Source organism: Pseudomonas frederiksbergensis (assembly GCF_000802155.2).
In the GTDB taxonomy this organism is placed as follows: domain Bacteria; phylum Pseudomonadota; class Gammaproteobacteria; order Pseudomonadales; family Pseudomonadaceae; genus Aquipseudomonas; species Aquipseudomonas frederiksbergensis_A.
Map to the genome: position 1 here is coordinate 57651 of NZ_JQGJ02000009.1, position 17996 is coordinate 75646.

9 protein-coding genes and 1 pseudogene are annotated in these 17996 nt (G+C 59.0%); 5 read left to right on the forward strand and 5 right to left on the reverse strand.

Annotated elements, in window-relative coordinates:
* The first annotated feature begins 126 nt into the window (after positions 1–126).
* From JZ00_RS17605 to JZ00_RS17615, 3 genes are all read left to right on the forward strand, one after another.
* On the forward strand, positions 127–1587 hold the full coding sequence (locus JZ00_RS17605) for a hypothetical protein (RefSeq protein ID WP_039592355.1): 1461 nt from the start codon (positions 127–129) through the stop codon (positions 1585–1587).
* Between the two features lie 63 nt (positions 1588–1650).
* Positions 1651–5019, forward strand: a complete 3369-nt coding sequence (locus JZ00_RS17610; protein WP_039592354.1) for a TM0106 family RecB-like putative nuclease — start codon at positions 1651–1653, stop codon at positions 5017–5019.
* Entirely contained in the window at positions 5012–5617 is a 606-nt protein-coding gene (locus JZ00_RS17615; RefSeq protein ID WP_039592353.1) for an ankyrin repeat domain-containing protein, read from the forward strand. Before JZ00_RS17610 ends, JZ00_RS17615 begins: the two co-directional genes overlap by 8 nt.
* On the opposite strand, the pseudogene JZ00_RS17620 reads toward JZ00_RS17615, so the two are convergent.
* Positions 5583–6457 (reverse strand): annotated as a pseudogene (locus JZ00_RS17620) (WYL domain-containing protein). The gene JZ00_RS17615 and the pseudogene JZ00_RS17620 overlap by 35 nt on opposite strands.
* Before the next feature lie 120 nt (positions 6458–6577).
* Here JZ00_RS17620 and JZ00_RS17625 point away from each other — a divergent pair.
* Positions 6578–6835 (forward strand): hypothetical protein, encoded by a 258-nt coding sequence (locus tag JZ00_RS17625; RefSeq protein ID WP_039592352.1) that lies wholly within the window; start codon positions 6578–6580, stop codon positions 6833–6835.
* 9 nt (positions 6836–6844) lie between these two features.
* A complete protein-coding gene (locus JZ00_RS17630; RefSeq protein WP_039592351.1) occupies positions 6845–7897 on the forward strand; it encodes an ADP-ribosylglycohydrolase family protein in 1053 nt (350 codons plus the stop codon).
* Positions 7898–8231: 334 nt separating this feature from the next.
* On the opposite strand, the gene JZ00_RS17635 is transcribed toward JZ00_RS17630, so the two are convergent.
* The 4 genes from JZ00_RS17635 to JZ00_RS17650 form a co-directional block, all read right to left on the reverse strand.
* Positions 8232–9821 (reverse strand): dynamin family protein, encoded by a 1590-nt coding sequence (locus tag JZ00_RS17635; RefSeq protein ID WP_052742341.1) that lies wholly within the window; start codon positions 9819–9821, stop codon positions 8232–8234.
* An 80-nt stretch (positions 9822–9901) separates the two neighbouring features.
* A complete protein-coding gene (locus JZ00_RS17640; protein WP_235433099.1) occupies positions 9902–12070 on the reverse strand; it encodes a dynamin family protein in 2169 nt (722 codons plus the stop codon).
* Positions 12071–12141: 71 nt separating this feature from the next.
* On the reverse strand, positions 12142–14085 hold the full coding sequence (locus JZ00_RS29755) for a dynamin family protein (RefSeq protein ID WP_235433100.1): 1944 nt from the start codon (positions 14083–14085) through the stop codon (positions 12142–12144).
* Between the two features lie 130 nt (positions 14086–14215).
* Complete coding sequence (locus JZ00_RS17650; RefSeq protein WP_039592349.1) at positions 14216–17920, reverse strand: patatin-like phospholipase family protein; 3705 nt, start codon at positions 17918–17920, stop codon at positions 14216–14218.
* Between the last annotated feature and the right edge of the window lie 76 nt (positions 17921–17996).

The window sequence follows — 17996 nt, forward strand, 5'->3', positions numbered from 1 at the left end:
GAGAGTATTTTTTTCTGAGCCTTGGAACCTGCTCCAATTGTTTACCTGTATGAACAGCCAACATGGACGGGCCCGGCGCTTTTGCTTAGGGTATGGCCATTCGATACTACCTGCAAGGCAGCCGGCATGAAGCGTGAACAGTTTTTGCTCCAACCTGAAGTCGAGGCTTTTGTTGAATGGCTGGCGACGAATTTGCCAACCCTGACCTTCAAGCTTCGTTTCAAATCCAGCAAATTTGTACCGGGTGGTTTGCAGGAGGATGTTCGCGGTTTCGAGCAGGTGCTGGCGCACTATCGCTGGAAGGCCAGCTGGCTGGATAGCAGCCAGGCATCGGTGGACTCGCAAACCTGGGCGCAGACGCAACGTTCTCTCGGCCAGCTTCGCGAGTGGCTCAAGAGTGCGGTTGAGCAGGGCGATGAGCCGCAAGCGTTGCAGGCGTGTTTGCAGATTCTTCGTTGGGGCGGCGTGCGCGGTGCCATTCCGTTTTTGCATCGCCTGGCCGCCAAGGGTGAGTTGTCGGCTTATCTGCAAAAGATGGCCGGGCTCATGGCGCTCGATGGCGACAATGACCTGGATGAGCTCGATGCGAACAGCGTTGAACGCTTCGACGCGGGCCTGACCAAGATTCATGCGCTGCTGGATGGGTCCGGTTCGCCGATTTATGACAGCCGCGTCGGTGCGGCCATGGGCATGCTCTATTCGTTGTTTCGTGAGCAGTGGGCGGGGCGCGGTAAGCCGCTGTTGTCGTTTCCGTCCGGTGGTGCTCGTGGCAGCCAGATCCGCAATCCCGGAGCGTTTTTGAACGGTTTGGCGGCGCCGCAATTTTCTTCGATTCGCTACGAGACATGGGCTCGCTGCCAGGTGCGCCTGGGGTGGATCATTCGTGCCTTGCTTGAGCGTACCGAGTGGTTTGCCAACCAAGGCACGCTGCCCGCGCGGTGCCATGCGTTCGAAGCCAGCCTGTTCATGCTTGGCTACGACCTGCGCTGCTTTGGCGGGGCACTGAAAACTGCTGCGCTCCTGGAGGATGAGGAGGATAAGCCCGACCGTGAGAGCACTGGCTGGGTGCCGACGGGGAATACGTTCAATCGGGTGATCGCGGATTATCTGGAGTTCCGTCGCGACGGTGGGCAGCCGGATAAACCCTCATTCGTCGACTGGCAGGTCGCGAACCGTGCAGTGTCCCGCTCGACCGCGCATGGCAACTGTTTTGCGTTTTCCATGCAGGAGTTCGACCTGTTCAACCGTTCACTCGCAGAGCTGGAGCGGATCGTCGCCGGTGGCGAAGACGGGTTGCGTGCGGCCCTGTCCAGCGAGATGCTGGAGCCCTTCATCCTGGGGGACGAGCGGGTCAACGTGTGCCTGGTGGATGTACTGATCACGGGGCGGGCGTACCAGCGAGAGACGACGGGCGAGGCGCGTGTCGAATCAATTCTGGCCGCCGGCTACGCAGGCACCGCCAATTCCGCCAATACGCTGATGGCGTTGGGGCGCAACGTCGGCAAGCACTTTGGACTGCTCGACGCCGAGCATCTGCCTACGCCGCTCTTCGAGCAGTTCTTCGGTGAGTGCTCGCTGGAGGCGTGAGCCTCACATCCACTTCGCTTAGCGTGCAGCGGTCTCGGGCACATCACAGGATTAGTCACGACCATGCAAATGCGCAATGGCACATGTCTTTATTCCGCCTCGGACCTCTGCGGGTTTCTTGAATGCCAGCACCTCACGGCGCTGGACCTTGCGCACCTGGTCAACCCGATGGAAAAAGTGCCATCGAGTGACCAGAACCGCCTGATTCAGGACAAGGGCCTGGCCCACGAGGCGGCTTATTTCGATCGCCTCAAGAGCCAGTACGCCAATGTGGTCGATATCGCCGAAGGTGATCCGAGTTTCGCCCGCCGCGTCGAGCTGACGATTCTGGCCATGCAGGCGGGTGCAGACATCATTTTCCAGGCATCGCTGCAGGACTGCGCCTTGATTGGCCATGCCGACTTTCTGCGCAAGGTGCCGGTGCCATCGGCGCTGGGTGAGCACAGCTATGAAGTGATCGACACCAAGCTGGCGAAAACCGCCAAGGTCAAGTTCCTGGTGCAGACTGCACTGTATTCGCGCCTGTTGGTGCCAATTCAGGGCGTGCGGCCGCAGTACATGTACATAGTGCTCGGCGATGCGGAGCGTACGGAGCAGGCCTTTCGCGTGGCGGACTACGCCGACTATCTGGAACATGTGCTACAGCGTTTCAACGCCTTCACAAGTCTTGCCGAGCCGCCTGCCACTTACCCAGACCCCTGCGGGCATTGCGGGTTTTGTAGTTGGCGCGAGCGCTGTGACGAGCAACGCCGGCAAGACGATTACCTCTCGGCGGTGGCGGGTATCAGCCGCTCGCAGATCAACAAATTGCACAACGCTGGCGTTACGACGCTGCGCCAATTAGCCCAAAGCCCAGACACCCTGCGCATCGCCAACTTGCAGGGGGAGTCGTTGAGCAAGTTGCGTCACCAGGCGCGTTTGCAGTTCGAGGGACGCAGCAGCGATCGCCCGCTGTTCGAGCTGCTGCCACCCGCCAGTGCGCACCGTGGTTTCAACCGCATGCCGCCAGCGGTCGAAGGAGATCTGTTCTTTGACATGGAAGGCAATCCGCTGGAAGAGGGCGGCCTTGAGTACCTGTTCGGGCTGTACATCAACGAGGGCGGCAAGCAAACGTTCAAAGCCTTCTGGGCGCATAGCCGCGCTGAGGAGCGAATCGCTTTCGAGCAATTTATCGACTGGGTGACCGCCCATCTCAAGCGTTACCCCGACGCGCACATCTACCACTACGCCAGCTACGAAGAGACGGCGATCAAGCGTCTGATGAGCCAGCACGGTACTCGCGAGGCACAGGTGGACGGCCTGCTACGCAACGGCAAACTGATTGACCTTTACAAGGTAGTGCGTGAAGCGATCCGGGTGTCGGAGCCCAGTTATTCGATCAAGAACATCGAGCACTTTTACATGGCTCAGCGCGAGGGCGATGTGACCAATGCCGGCGCCAGTATTGTGTTTTATGAGCAGTGGAAAGAAACCGGCGACTTGGCGTTGCTTGAGCAGATCGAGCGCTACAACGAAGACGACGTGAAATCCACGTATCTTCTTCGTAACTGGTTGCTGGACATCAAACCGGCGGATGCGGGTGAGCTTTTGCTACCAGAGCCTATCAGCGTGACCTCCAGCACCGAGCCCACCGATGTGGAGATTCGGCTGGAACAATATCGCCAGCGCCTGCTCGATGGACCGCACGCCGAAGACCCTGTACGTGTGCTGACCTTCCAGCTACTCGACTTTTATCGTCGCGCCGACAAGCCGACCTGGTGGCAGATGTTCAGTCGCCGCGATATGACTTCCGAGGAGTTGCTGGAAGATATCGAAAGCCTTGCGGGTTTGCAGCGCACGTCGACACCGCGTGAACCGATCATGAAGTCGTTCCTGTACGAATACCGTTTTGAGCCGCAAGAGACCAAGCTGCGTACAGGCTCAAAAGGCCGTATCGCCGGAACCCAGACCAGCATCGAATTGCATCAGCTGGATTTCGACCTGGGGCTGGCGACCTTCAAGGCTACCGAGCAGAAAGCGCCACCCGAATATTTCGACATGATCCCCAACGGTCCAATCCCGACGGATTCGCTGCGTGACGCGTTGTTTCGGTATGCCGACAGCGTGCTGGCCGGCGGCAAGCGTTTCCAGGCCGTTACCGACTTCCTGCATCGACGCGCTCCACAGGTGAACGGCGTGGAGCCGGGAGCACCGCTGCTCGACCCAGGCCTGCCACCGTTGGATGCCATCAAGCAAGTGGTGCGCAATCTCGACCAGAGCGTGCTGTTTATCCAGGGCCCACCGGGCACCGGCAAGACTTACACCGGCTCGCACGTCATTGTCGATCTGCTCAAGGCGGGCAAGCGCATCGGCGTCACGTCCAACTCGCACCACGCCATCAACAACCTGCTGGCAGCGGTGGAAGCGCGAGCGCTGGAAGAGGGCGTCACGTTCAGCGGCTTGAAAAAGTCCTCGGACGGGGAGGGCAATGAATTCGAAGGCCGCTGCATTCGCTCCATCGAAAACAAAAAGGCATTTCTCGCAGCCTGCGGGCCTTCGATTGGCTTGACCGCCGGCACGGTCTGGCTACTGGCGAACGAGGCGTTTACCGAGCAACTGGACTACCTGTTCATCGACGAAGCCGGGCAGGTGAGTGTCGCCAACCTGGTCGCCATGGGGATGGCGGCGCGCAACATCGTGTTGATGGGGGATCAGATGCAATTGTCGCAGCCGGTGCAGGGTGTGCACCCGGGACGCTCCGGGGACTCCATACTCGACTACCTGCTGGACGGCACGCCGACCATTGCGGCGGATCGTGGCGTGTTCCTGGCGACCACCTGGCGAATGCACCCGGATGTGTGCTCGTTCATTTCCCAGGCGGTTTACGAAGGACAGCTGTGTTCGGCGCCCGGCACTGAGCGACAGGTCCTGCTGCTGGACGGCGAACGTCCGCAGATACCTGCCAGCGGTCTGATGTTTTGCCCTGTTCAGCACGATGGCAATAGCCAGAGTTCGAGCGAGGAGGCCGCGCAGGTCAAAGCGCTTTACGCCTACTTTTTAGAGCAACGATTTATCGACAGCGAAGGTCAGGAGCACGTGATCGGTATCGAAAACATCCTGGTCGTGGCGCCGTACAACTTGCAGGTTCAAGTGCTCAAACAGGCACTTCCCGCAGCTGCCCGTGTGGGTACCGTGGATAAATTTCAGGGGCAGGAAGCGGAGATTGTCATCGTGTCGATGGCGACTTCCAACGAAAACTACCTGCCGCGTGACATCGGTTTTCTGTACTCGAAGAACCGCCTGAACGTGGCGGTCAGTCGCGCCAAATCCCTGGCCTGCATCGTCGCCAGCCCGGACCTCACCGCTGTCCGTTGCGGGACAACCCACGAGATGAGCCTGGTAAACGGTTTGTGCATGGCCGTCAGGCACGGCGCGGTAGAAAGCCATGCTTGAGCACATGGAAGACAGAGCCGAGCTTGGACTGAACGACTGGCACCTGTGTGTATTGCTCGATGTTGGTCTGCCGCTCGATCCACTGGGCATGAATCAGCGTGATCTGGCAGGTGATACGCCGCTGGACATGGCCTACCGTCTAAGCCGTCGGGAACAGATAGACACGCTCGAGTCACTGGGTGCGATTGGCGATCTGCAGTTCCGCGATTGGCCCGGTTCGGGCACTTTCATGCCCCACGACAAGTACATTCACCAACCGGCCCGATTCGGCAATGTCAACATCTTGCGGGCGCGTCACCAGCTCGGCGGCAGCCTCAACGACCGGGACGTGCTGGGCAATACGCCGCTGCATTTGCTGCTGACCCATGGGCACTGGAAGGCCGCCCGGTACTTCATCACCCACTACGCCAGATATGGCCTTGATCTGTACGCGAAGAACAGCGAGGGCAATACCCAACGAAATGTTGCCCAGCTCAAAGGTGAACACGCGCTGGCGCAAGCGCTACTCGACGCTGAGGTCGACAACAGTGTGCGTGCGCTGCGTGTCTGGCGAGAGATGGGGCTTAATCATGCAAGAGCCACGGACGCAGCTCCTTGATATTGCTGACTACGATCTGCTGGGCCTCGGGGTTGGTGGCCTGGTTTCTCGGATCGACCTGATAACGGCGCAATACGTACTTCACCAATGCCTTGCGACTGGGGACTACCAGTTGGCCATCCGTCATGCCGAAGTCGGTTTCGATGATGGCCTGCTGCGCGGCGTTCAGGCGGCCATCGGGGGTGAAGATGATCGGCACTTCGGTGTTCCACTCTTCATCCAGCTCGCGGGTGTCCTGCGACTCGTCGAGTAGATCCGGTTCGCCACGCAGGCGGCTGAGTACAAAGTCGCGGTACTGGCGGTTCTTCTCGCAATACGCGCGCACATGCCAGCGCATGCCGGTGTAGACCAGCGTGTGAGGGGCAATCAGGCGGATTTCCACGTTTGGCGTGTTGAGCGACACGTATTCGGTTTCCAGGCGTAGGCCATCGCGGCAAGCCTTCAGCAATGGGCGCAGAACCTCCGGCCGAATCGGACGGTCCGGGACTTCCAGGACCTTGGTGTGGGCGTAAGCCAAGGCGAGCCCATCAATGTGCAAAGCACGCTCGTTGTTCTGGTAAAGCAGATGCAAATAGGCGCTGGCGCTGTCGTCGATAAACAGCGGAGAGAATGTCTTGTTGGGGACGTAGCCTTTTATTTTTTGTCATATGTAAGGTTTTTAGGCGCATGTTCCTTGATGTACGTGTTGATGTCCTTGGACGCCTGCTGGCGGCTGATGCCGAAGCTCTGGATCAGGTGTCCCGTGGTCAACCGGCCCTCCCACCAGGCAACGGTCTCAATCAAACGATAGCGAAGTGCCAGATCCCAGCGAACCTGCTCGATGGATTGCTTGCGTTTCATACCCTCTCCATGTGCGCGAATACTTTACCTGTATAAGTCTACATTCTAGACCTGTCGCGTTGCACTACATATCGTGTGTCTGGCATTCGAGATGAATTGAAGTCACGGAAGGAAGTGGACATGAGTATGTCGGAAATGGTTTCGACAGGGGCGTTTGTGATGATGGTGGCAATCCTGCTGGTGTTACTGCATCAGTGCCTGAGATTGCGTGAACTCTGGCATATGGCTCTGGGCTGCCAAAAAAATGCACGCACAGCGCGGATCTCGGAAGTGGAAAACCGCGAACTGCGTTCGGCGTTGCGAGCCGAGAAAGAACACGTTCAGCAGTTGCAAAGAAAGCTGGTGATTTTGCAGGAATTGATCCCGGCTGAGGGGTGAGGAAAGGACATGAACAGACTTGAACGGATCAAGGGTTGCCTGCTCGGCGGCGCTGTCGGTGATGCGCTGGGCGCCCCGGTGGAGTTTCTTGAGTGGTCTGCAATTGAAGCCAGGTTCGGTCCACAAGGTATCGTTGATTTTGCTCCGGCGTTCGATACCCTCGGCGCCATCACTGACGACACGCAGATGATGCTTTTCACCGCAGAAGGCTTGCTGCGAGCCTACGTATGCGGCAGCTCTCGAGGCGCTTGCCACGTCCCGAGCATCATTCATCATGCGTTGCTGCGCTGGCTGATAACCCAGGACTACCCTGCGGCAATGCCGATCGACGTGGACGGCTGGTTGATCCAGCAATCGCAGCTCTGGTCTCGGCGCGCCCCTGGCATGACTTGCCTGAGTGCCCTCAAGGCCAGTCCGAGGCTCGGCGCAGTTGCCGAGAACAACAGCAAAGGCTGTGGCGCCTTGATGCGCGTTGCACCCTGCGCCTTTTTTGCAAACGCCTTTGACTACGCGGCTCAGTCTGGACGCCTGACTCACGGGCATCCTACGGGGTATCTGGCAGCCGGGTTGTTTGCCGATATTCTGCAGCGCGCTGTCGATCGGCAAGACAGCCTCGAGCATGCGGCGACTCAGAGCCTGGCCAAATACGGACAAACGCTGGGTATGGAGGAAACACGCAGACTCATTGAGCGTGTACTTTTCTTCTTTTACGAGGGCTACCAACCGACTCCTCAGCGGATAGGCGAACTCGGTGGTGGGTGGGTGGCAGAAGAGACGCTGGCTATTGGATTGTGGTGCGCCCTGGCAGCACCTTCGTTCGAAGAAGGCGTGATCATGGCAGTGAATCATAGTGGCGATAGCGACAGTACCGGGCTCATCGCCGGGCATTTGTTGGGTGCTCAGTATGGTGCTGCGGCTATTCCTGCTCGGTGGTTGGAGCCATTGGAGTTACGTGAAGTCATTGTGCAAGTTGCCGAGGATATAGAGCGTATTCCGCGGGAATACTGTGGTTATGGCGGAGAGTTTGATCTGCAGATCGAGCAGGCGTATCCCGCATGCTGAAAGTGCTGAAGGAAATGACCATGGATAAATGTTCAGGAGAGCCGCAATGCCAATCAAACCCAAACCTTTCACTTTTGTATGTGATGAGTGTGGTTGGAAAAAAACGGTAGCACCCCGAAGCGATGCATTGGGGCCTGGTGACTGGTTTGCTCGCTGCCCCAAATGCGGTAGCGAGGCGTTGAGCCATCGGCCAGCGGACGTAATCGATCGGGCCGTGGCCGAATGGCTGGCGCGGCTGCGACGCTTTTGAGTGCTGATTGGGGCGCGTAGTAAAGGCATACGCTGCAGTCGAGTGTGCATTGCCAGCAACCTTCTCAGGTCGCTGGCGAAGCGCTCATGTTGCTGCGTGCGGATTGCGGATCGCCAGGGTGACATGCACATCATCCACAAGGCGAACTTCACCGTGCAGTAGACTGCCCTTGACCAGCACCTGCGGGTCGATGCGCAGGCCTGCGCGGATCATGCTGAAGCTCAGGCCAGTGGTGGCAATCGCGGTGCCGAACTCCACGATGATTTTTTTCGCATCGAGCTTGACCGCCAGCACCTGAATCTCGAACTGCTCGCCAATGACTAGCGGGCGATTGAGCCATGAGCGGCGAAATCGGTAGATCAGTTCGTGGCCGCGTTGAACCTCTTCGTCTTCGGCTACACCACCGACGATGCGGGTTATCGTTTCAAGCATCTCCTGCTTGAGTTCACCGAAGGCGCCGACTATTTCGTTGAGTCGGCGCTGGTCATTGCGCAAGCGTTCGATCTGTTGCTTTAGCGTTGCACGCCGTTTCTCGGCCAAATTTTCGGCGATGGGCAAGAGCTCGTTCAAGGCAGCCAGCAGCTCACGATTATTGGCCACAGCATTACTGTTGTGGGCGATGATGGCGTCCATTACTCGTGCGCAGGCCAAACGCTTCTGGGTACGCTTGGGCTGGTTATTGAGCGTATCCAGCCAGGCGCGTACGTCATCGCCGGCAACGTGCTGACCCGTGAGATCACCTAGTGGGGCGGCCCAGGCCATCAGCCCGGCCCGGATGATGCCAGCCTCGTCGATTGCCTGCGCTGTGCTGTTGAGAATCCTCTGGATGCGTGAACGACCGACCAGATCCGCTTGGGTGACGACGAAGAAGATGGGTTTTGGGTGGTTGAGAGTCCGCAGAAACTCCAGGTCATTACGGAGGACGGAGCCATTCTTGGCACTGAGCAGCCAGATCACGTGGTCGGCGTCGGCCAGCTGGCGCTGGGCGATCCGTGCATCGCTGTGCACGGCGTCGTTGCGGTCAGCCTTGCTGTAGCCGGGCGTATCGAGGAAGGCGAGGCGCTGCCATAGGCCTGGCAAATGGATCATCAGCAGGCGCAGGACATGAGCGAAACCGACCTCCACGCCGAGCGTTTCCTGGTAGTGCTTCTGGAAGGCATGGGTGATCGCCTGCAGAGCACTGCGATCCAGCGCGACCTCCTGGGTGAAACTGTTCAGCGCGATGATTTCTTCACGCTCACCCTGCACGATGTAGCTGGGAATCGCGGTGGTGGGCTCAAGCGATTCGGGCAGCACATTGACGCAGAGCAGGCTGTTGAGAAAGCGTGATTTACCCGCACTGAAGCCGCCGCCGACACCGATCACGGTCTTGTTGGCAAGGTCGGGGAAAGCGACCAGATCCTCCAGCGACTGCTCCAGTACCACCAGCTCGCGATAGGCTTGTGCCTCGGCCGGGTAGTCGTCGCGTGCCGCAAGATTGACGAAACTCTGGTGGATCAGTTGGTGCAAACGGTGCAACTGCTGGCGATGTTCGCTGCGGATCGCGCCTTGAGGCTGGGCGATCAGTCGGGTGATCAACTGCAGGCCCAGCGCCGAATCTGCCAGATAACGGTTGGCAGTTTCGGCTTCGGCGGCCTGCAGTTCTTCGAGGGAGAAGCTGAAATCGAGGGACATTAATAGTTCTTCTGTTTGCTAACCACTGACTCGTGTTGGCCGCTATTTCATATCGGTATCAGACGCTTGGCACTCTACGGTCACAGCTCTGCCAGTGCTTTTACTACCGCCTGGCGAGCGGCAGCGATCTGCTGGATGGTCTGCTCCTTGTTGGCTATGTCATTGCGCAAGCTGGTCAGGCTCTGCTGAATGTCGCGGCTCATGCTTTCGACAAAGGTCTGGCCGGTGTTGCCCAGGCTGTTTTCGATTGCCTCTACCTTGCCCTTCACTTCGCCTTCCAGATCGCGAATGATCGCGGCTACGGCTTCACGTTGAGCGTCCTTGAGGCCGTTGATCTGGCTCTCTGAAACGCGGTCACTGCCAAACGATTTAAGGATGCTGATGCTGTAGTCCTTGTTGCCGAAGCCGACATTTGGAATGGTGATGCGGCGCAGGCTCTTGTTGACCTCTGCCAGCATCAGTTCGGCATCGAACTCGGCACTGCCGGTGTCGAACAGCGACATCGCAGCGACACTCACTTTGCTGCGCAGTTGATTGAGGTCGACGCAGCCGATGATTGCCGTCTGCAGAGCCCTGGTGGTCTCTAAGGCGAAAACCTGAACCTTTTCGATGGCATCCTGGGCGCTGGCGTAGGCGGTGACCACGTCGCGGTAACGTGTTTCTCGATTGCCCCAGGAGAAAGGGTTGTACCAGTTGGACGTCGAAACGGAGTAAGACTCGGTCCTGGTTTCCTTGACCACATCCACTCTCGAATGCTTCTGTGCCTGCTCGCGAATATCTGTCTTGAGCAGCGCGAACTGCTGGCTGGCTTTGACCACCTGCTCGTCAAACACTCCTTCCAGGCGCGCCTTGCCGCTTTGCATGCGCCTGAGCATATCCTGCTCGGCTCTCTCCAACTTCCCGATGTCGCCATTGCGAACCCGTTCGCTGCGCGCCTGCAGGCTAAGCTCAATCTGTTGCAGGCGTTCGCGCGCTCCGTTGTGCACGCCTTCGATCAGCTGCTGTTCCTTGCTGGCAATCAGCTGCTGTTTGCGTTCGCGCTGGGCGAGGATCTCGTCGCGTAGTGCGGGAATGTTGGAGAGTTGCCGCAGGCTGATCGGTTCAAAGGCAAAACCCGTGGTGGTGCACAGCTGATCGAGTTGTTCCCGGTCCTCTTCGGACAGCGCATCGAAGTGCTCGGCGACCAGCCATGCCCAGCTGGAAATGAAGCGTGGTGCGGATTTTTTGACAGCGCCGAGGATGCGCCGGGTCTTGTTATCCTGGTCTGGCTGGTTGATCTGCGCTTCCAGTGTCAGGCTGGCCTGATCAGACATTTTTTTGTCCAACAACTGCAGCATCGCACCGGTTCGTACCGCAGAACGTTTCTCGGCAGGTGCCCGTTCGGCGAGCTTGCTGGCTGTGATGGCGATACCACGATCCTGGCGCAGAGCGAGATCGCGCTGCGATCCGACCAGAAACACCGCCTTTTCGTCGATACCCGCTTCGGGTAGCTGCTCGCGCAGCACCGCCATGTCGGAGGAGGTGAGGAACTGGCTGACTGCGGAGAGCAGGAAGATCACGTCGCACTGGCCAAGGAAGCTTCGGGTGATTTGGCCACGGGATACCACTGGGTCGTTGAAACCGGGGGTGTCAATTATTTCCAGGCCCTGCAGTCGTTTGTCGTCGACATGCAGCACGGACATCTTGGTGATGGCCGTGAAGCGTCCGCCGCTGCCAACATATTCGTGCAGTGCATGGGCGAGACTCTCTGCGCCGCCGGCGACGTCCAGTACCTCGGTTTTACCCAGGTAGTCGCGGACGTCGAGGCCCCTCCTGCGTGCCATTTCCACCAGCTCCCTTGAGGAGCGGATGGCTTCGGGAACGTGGCGATCGATCTCCTGCGCAGTATGCATGCGAGGTGTCGCGGTAGCTTTGGCGAAAGGGCTGTCGGACTTCTGCGGCTCATTCAGCCTGCGCTCTGCTTCGGCATACGCTTTGGGGTACTCGTTGGCACGTTGTTCGATGACTTCCCAGTCGTCGGCGCTGTAGAACACCACTTCAGCCTTGGCCTTGGGGGCGTAGACAATCTTGGTCAATGCAGCGGTCATTGGCGTGTCGGCCTTGGGCAGCAAGTCGCGGCCGAAGAAGGCAGCATTGAGGAACGAGGACTTGCCGGCCTTCATTTGACCGACAACCGCGATGCGCAGGTCGCGATCTTTTTTGCGTACAGCGTTGAGGTTAACTTCCAGCCCGTCGAGCAAGGCTTTCAAACCGCTCAGTTGTTCTGCGTCAATAGCGGCGGCATGCGGGGTTAGCGAATCCAGGGAGAACGCTGGGGATGTCATTGGATTTTATTCCTTAACATATGAGTCTGAGAAAAAAAGCCTGCAGACCGAGGGGGGCGACTCAATCGCTGTTGATTCAGCAATGAAGTGGCCTTGGCATGGTTTTGCGCAGCCGCCTTTTCCAGCCAACTGATAGCGTGAGCGGAGTTTTTCCTCAGTCCCAGCCCATTCAAATAGCGCCGGCCAAGTTCACATTGGGCATCGGCATTTCCGTCCTCGGCCGCTTTACGGTAAGCCGTAATGGCTTTTTCCAGGTCCTGGGAAACACCCAGGCCTTTCTCGTAGAGCACCCCGAGTGCGTAATGCCCGGCGGGGCTTCCTTGTTGGGCTGCGAGACTGACAGCGTGAAAGCGGGCTTGCAGGTGACCTTGTTTGGCCGCTTTTTCAAACCAGTGCTGCGCCTGCTGGTTGTCTTTCGCAGTTCCTTCACCATTGGCAAGGCAGACACCCAGGTTGAATTGAGCCTCAACGTGTCCTTGATCCGCAGCCTGAAGGTAGCAAGCGACAGCGCTTTGCAGATTTTCTTGCAGGCCTACACCGTTCTCGTAGCAGACGCCCAGGTAGAACTGAGCCTCCATATGGCCCTGATTTTTGGCCTTGCGATACCACTCTGCTGCGAGGCGTTCGTTTACACACACGCCCTGGCCTAGCTCGTGGTAGATGCCCAGGTGAAACTGAGCCGCGGAGCTTCCCTGGTCCGCAGCTTGCTGGAAGAAGGCGATCGCTGAGTCGTAATCACCTTCCTCATGCAGTGCCAACCCCTCTGCGCATAGCTCTTCAATGGAAAACGCATCAATGGCCAAGTCACCGATGATCTGCGCGATGATTTCCTGCATTTCGTGTTTTAAAGCGGTGAACTCGTCAACCAGTTCAGCAAAGATATTCTGCTGGGCACGTTGCTCCTGGAGCAGTTCCTGGAGCGTTGCCTGTTCACTCTGAGGCAGTTTTTCCCGAAGGGGCATCAGGGTGTTGAACAGCGATAATTTTCTGCGGCTGTTGGACAGATTTTCCCGGTTGTGATGGATGTAACCGTCCAGCACACGTTCGCATGTGCGCCTGTGATGGGTGAACTTGGGCGCTTCGTCCAGTGTTTGGAGCCACACGCGAATATCATCACCAGCGGTCAACGTCCCCTGTTCGGCTTCCAACGGAGCCGCCCAGGCCATCAGTCCTGCGCAGGGAATGCCAGATGCCTCGATCGCCTCTGCTGTGGCTTGCAGAATAGAGTCGATAGACGAGCGGCTGACCAGATCAGCCTGAGTGACAACGAAGAAAATCGGTTTGGGATGATCGAGACTGCGTAAAAAAGCCAGATCGTCCTGACGAATCGAACCGTTCCTGGCACTGAGCAGCCACATCACGTGGTCGGCTTCGGCCAGTTGTCTGAGGGCAACGCTCTCGTCGCTGTCATGGCTGCCAAGGGCGTCTGCCTTGCTGTAACCGGGCGTATCAAGAAAGGCCAGGTTGCTCCAGGCGAAGCTCGCGCAGTGGAGCATTAGCAGTTTGAGCACATGGGCGAGACCGAATGACTCATCAAGGTTGTCGCGGTAGTGAATGGTGAAGGCGTGAGTGATGGCCTGGAGACCGTCGCGGTCCAGCCGAATCTGCTGGTTGAAGGTGTTCAGCGCGACGATACCGTCTTCGCCACGGGTGATGAAACTGGGAATCGCCGTGGTCGGCTCCAGCGACTCCGGTAGCAGATCAACGCCCAGCAGGGTGTTGAGCAGGCGCGACTTGCCGGCACTGAAGCCACCACCGACACCGACCACGGTCTTGTTGGCCAGGTCGGGAAACAGAGCAAGGTTGTCCAGTGACGACTTCAGCGCCTGCAGTTCCCGCAACGCCTTGGCTTCGCCGGGATAGCTGCCTTTGGATGTGAGGTCGATGAAACGCTCATGGATCAGTCGATGCAGCGTGGCGGGCAGTTGTTGTCGTTGCACCTGGCCCACGCCCGGGCGTGGCTGGCCGACCAGGCTGGCAATCAGTTGCAAGCCTTTGCCGGGGTCACTCAGGTAAGGGTTGGTGGTGGCCGATTGCGCAGCTTCCAGGTCTTCAAGGGAGAGGTTGAAATCAAGCGACATCGGTGCAGGCCTCCACTGGGCGCGGTTGTTGCTGGCTGCTGTGGTCGAGCAATCGGGCGACGCTGTTCAGCGCCTGTTCGGCCTTGTGCTGGATTTGTTGCTTGCGTTCACGGTCGGCCATCAGTTGTTGTTCGATACGTTCGAGATTTTCCCGTTGCGTGGCCAACTGTGCGGCCAGCCTGTCGCACATATCGGAGATAAATTTACGGGCATGCTTGTCGAGTGCATCGGGAATCACGCCTTGCAACTGGCTGATGACTGATTCAATCGCGTCATTGGCTTTGCCTTCGGCTTCACTCTCCTTGTTGCTGCGCGAAGCAAACAGGCCGACCGCACCGCCGACCAAGCCGCCGATCAGGGTGCCAATTCCCGGCACTATGGTGCCTATGGCCGCCCCGGCAGCTGCACCGGCTGCGGAGGCACCCAAACCGTACTCGGCCTCTATTCCGGCCGGGCCGTCGCCGGAGATTTGAGGCCCCTCAACGGCGTTGAACTCGATATGACTGCCGAGGCGTTGACAGGCGTCCTTGAGACGTGTGGTCAAGTTCTGCTCAATGGCCAACTGGCTAGCGTTACGCGCATCGGCGGTGAGCAGCGGGCCAATGCCCTGGCCAGCCAGCAGCATCTGTTTGTAGGCCTGGCGACGGCTGCGCAGGTAGCTGTTGACGGTGGCCAACACCTGGTGGCTGATGGGTCCGCGGCAGTCGCGTAGCAGGTTGTCTTGCTCATTGGTGTAATTTTCTTTGAGACGGGCCATGCCCTTGTCGAGGTTCTTCTGCTGCTCCAGCAATTGCCCTGCACTGGTGTCCATCGCCAGTTGCTGACGAATCAGGCGTTCGGCCTGAACCAACAGCGCTTTGACCTGCGCAGCGAAGCGCTCTTGGAACAAATCCGCCTTGCGTGTTTCGAGGCCAGCAAGCAAATCCTCGAAACCACTCAGATCACCCTCACGCGCAGAGCAACCCCGGGTCGGCTGGCTTGGGTCGAGGCCGGCCTGTTCGGCAAGGGAGCGGCGCAAGGATTCGCGCTGCTGACGACTGTTCAGTGCCTCCTGGCAGACCAGCAGGGAAAACGTCTGACCCAGGGAGCGCTGGCGATCAATGAAAGCCAGCTCGTCGATACCGACCTGGCTGATACGGGTGACGCAGAGGATGCACGAAACCGCCTCACCGATGTATTGCTCCAGGGCACGTTCATGTTGGCCGTTATTGGAGCCCAGGCCCGGCGTGTCGACCAGCACCAGATCAGGGTGGCGGGCGAGGGCAGTGCGGCACAGGTGCAGTTCGACGAACAGCGGTGGCCAGGCGCTGGTGTCAGGGTTGTCGATCAGTACGGCGTAGGCTGTGAGCGGTTTTTCTTCGCGTCTTACGTGGCCGGTCGCGGCGTCCTCCAGCCAGTGGATGACCAGCTTTTCCGTGCCCGGTTCAGCATAGTGAAATTCAGTGGCCAGACTGGTACAGGCACCCAGGTCGTCTTTCTGGATCTGCTCGCCCAGCCAGCAGTTGAGCAGGGTTGACTTGCCAACACTGAACTTGCCGATCAGCGGCACCTTGAGGTGGAAGCCGGTGATCTGCTGGCGTAGGGCGTTGATCTCCCCGGCGAAGCTCTTGGGCAGAATGTTTTCACCCAGCAGGTCGTCAAGCACTTGCAGTTGCCCCAGCCAGCGCTCCTTGTACCGACTCAGGTCGCTGCTGCGTACCACCGAAAATCCGGCACACTGGAGGTGGTAGAGCAGTTCGGCGAGAAAGTCCCAGGCGGGTAGCGCCGTTGCCGCGCCATACCCCCAGCGAGCCGATACGCTGTCGAGGTCCGTTGGCGCAGTACCGCCGCGCAAATCAAGCAACCAGAGGGCGGTCGGGTTGAAAAGGTCAGCCTGAGGCAGCGCGGCCAGTTGCAGGGTAAGTGCCTGCAGACAGGCCGGTTGCTCGCTCAACTGGGTGCAGAACTCGCCGATGTGCACGGGGTGAGCATGATCCAGCCCAACGAGTAGGCACATCTCTTTGAGGCTGTTCAGCTCGTGGACTGTCCACTGGCCGTCGGTGAGGCGAAAGAAGTCGTTGGCCAGACAGCTGAGACGCAAGGCCGCAGGCAGTTCGCTGAGCGCCTTGCCGTCAAGATGACGCCTGTTGGGATGCAGTAGCCAGTCGTGCAGGCGGCTGGTGCGTTCCAGGGTATCGAGGCGGCTCTCGTGCGCACTCAGGCGGTCGCGTAGCTTGCAGTAGACGCCAGCGAGCGAGCGGTAGACGCGCCGCAGATCCTGATTATGACGATCTCCCAGTCGCTGGATCTCGGCGAAGGCGCCGTTCAGGCGGTTCTGCAACGTGCAGGCGAACTCGAGGGTGATTGCACCTTTTTCCTGAACCGCAGCAATCAGGCGCAGGGCGGCGAATTGCGCCTGGGCCAGATCCCGGTCGTTCTCGGCGGCAATGTGCTGATTCTTGCCGGTGATGGCGCTCATGAAACGCGACAGCACTCCCTGTTCACGCAGGTGTGTGGCCCGCCCGCTGACGGGGGAAAGGGTGGCGAGGGCGTCCAGCACCGAGGTTTCGACCGCCCGGCGGTTGTTGCTGTTCTGAGCCAGAAAACTGTCGACGGCCGTTTCGAGTTGCTGACGCTCGATGTCAGCCAGCAGCGCAGTGTTGTCCAGAGCCAGGTGCTCGAGCGCGAGGGGAATATCGTCTTGGGCCAATTCGAGTTTCTTGCTGAAATCGTCGTTGCGAATGTGCCGGTCGAAGTCATGGATATCGCCGATGGCGCGGCTGTGTTGACGGTCCACCTCGTACAGCTTGGCGCTGATCTTGCGCTCCTCTTCGGCTGCCAGGCGAGCGCGCTCCCACAGGGCTTCATACTGTGCCTCGTTGTCGAGGAACAACTGCAGGTGACGAAAGATCTGCAGGCCGTCGGCGTAACCCTGTTCCATGCGCCTTGCGGCGCCTTCGTTGGAAAAGTCGAGTGTGGCACTGACGCCGCCCAGACTATTGGCAGGAACGATCGGCAAAATTCGCACACCTGGATAGTGGCGCGGGTCGATGCTCAGGTCGTCGGGCGACAGATACACCACCACGATGGTGTCGCAGCCGGCCTCGATCAGTGGCCGGATCGGGGTGTTATCAATCTGTTTATGCGGCAAGCCCCAGTAAAAGCCGCCATCGGTATAAATGCCGTCGTCAATGGCGACCTCATCGAAGATCAGGGGCAGGGCCGCGGTACCGAGCAGCATGTCCGCTGCAGTGTGGGTGTCGCGTACCGAGAGGTAGTCGACCCGGTTGGCGGCAGTGTTGTGCAGCGCCACGCTCAGCGGCAGCGCCGAAGAAGCCAGCCTGCCTGCATCCAGGCCTTCGGCGATCATGCTCTTGAGGCCATTTTGCTTGAAAAAGCCTTTGGTACTGATCAGGTGGCTGAGCATCGGCGAGATCACGCCGCTTGTTGTCAGCAGCGCCAGTCGTGACGCCAGCCCTGGCACGTCCTGTACGGAAAGCATGTTGCGGCTTTCGATATTCAGCCACATGGACTTGGCCTGATCGAGTTTGTCTTGAGCAAACATCGCGCCGTTGAGCCCACCTACCGAGGTGCCAGAGATGGCGCTCAGTTGGCTGTCCAGGCCCAGGTCGCGCATAGCCTGCCAGACGCCGATCTGATAGGCCCCCTTGCCGCCGCCGCCAGATAAGGTAAGACCGAGTTTCCTGAATTTCATGCTCTGCTCCATGAGGGGGGCGGCGTCTCTAAGAGGGCTCGTCCGAGTCCTCCAGATGAGAGGTGGCGGGGGAGGG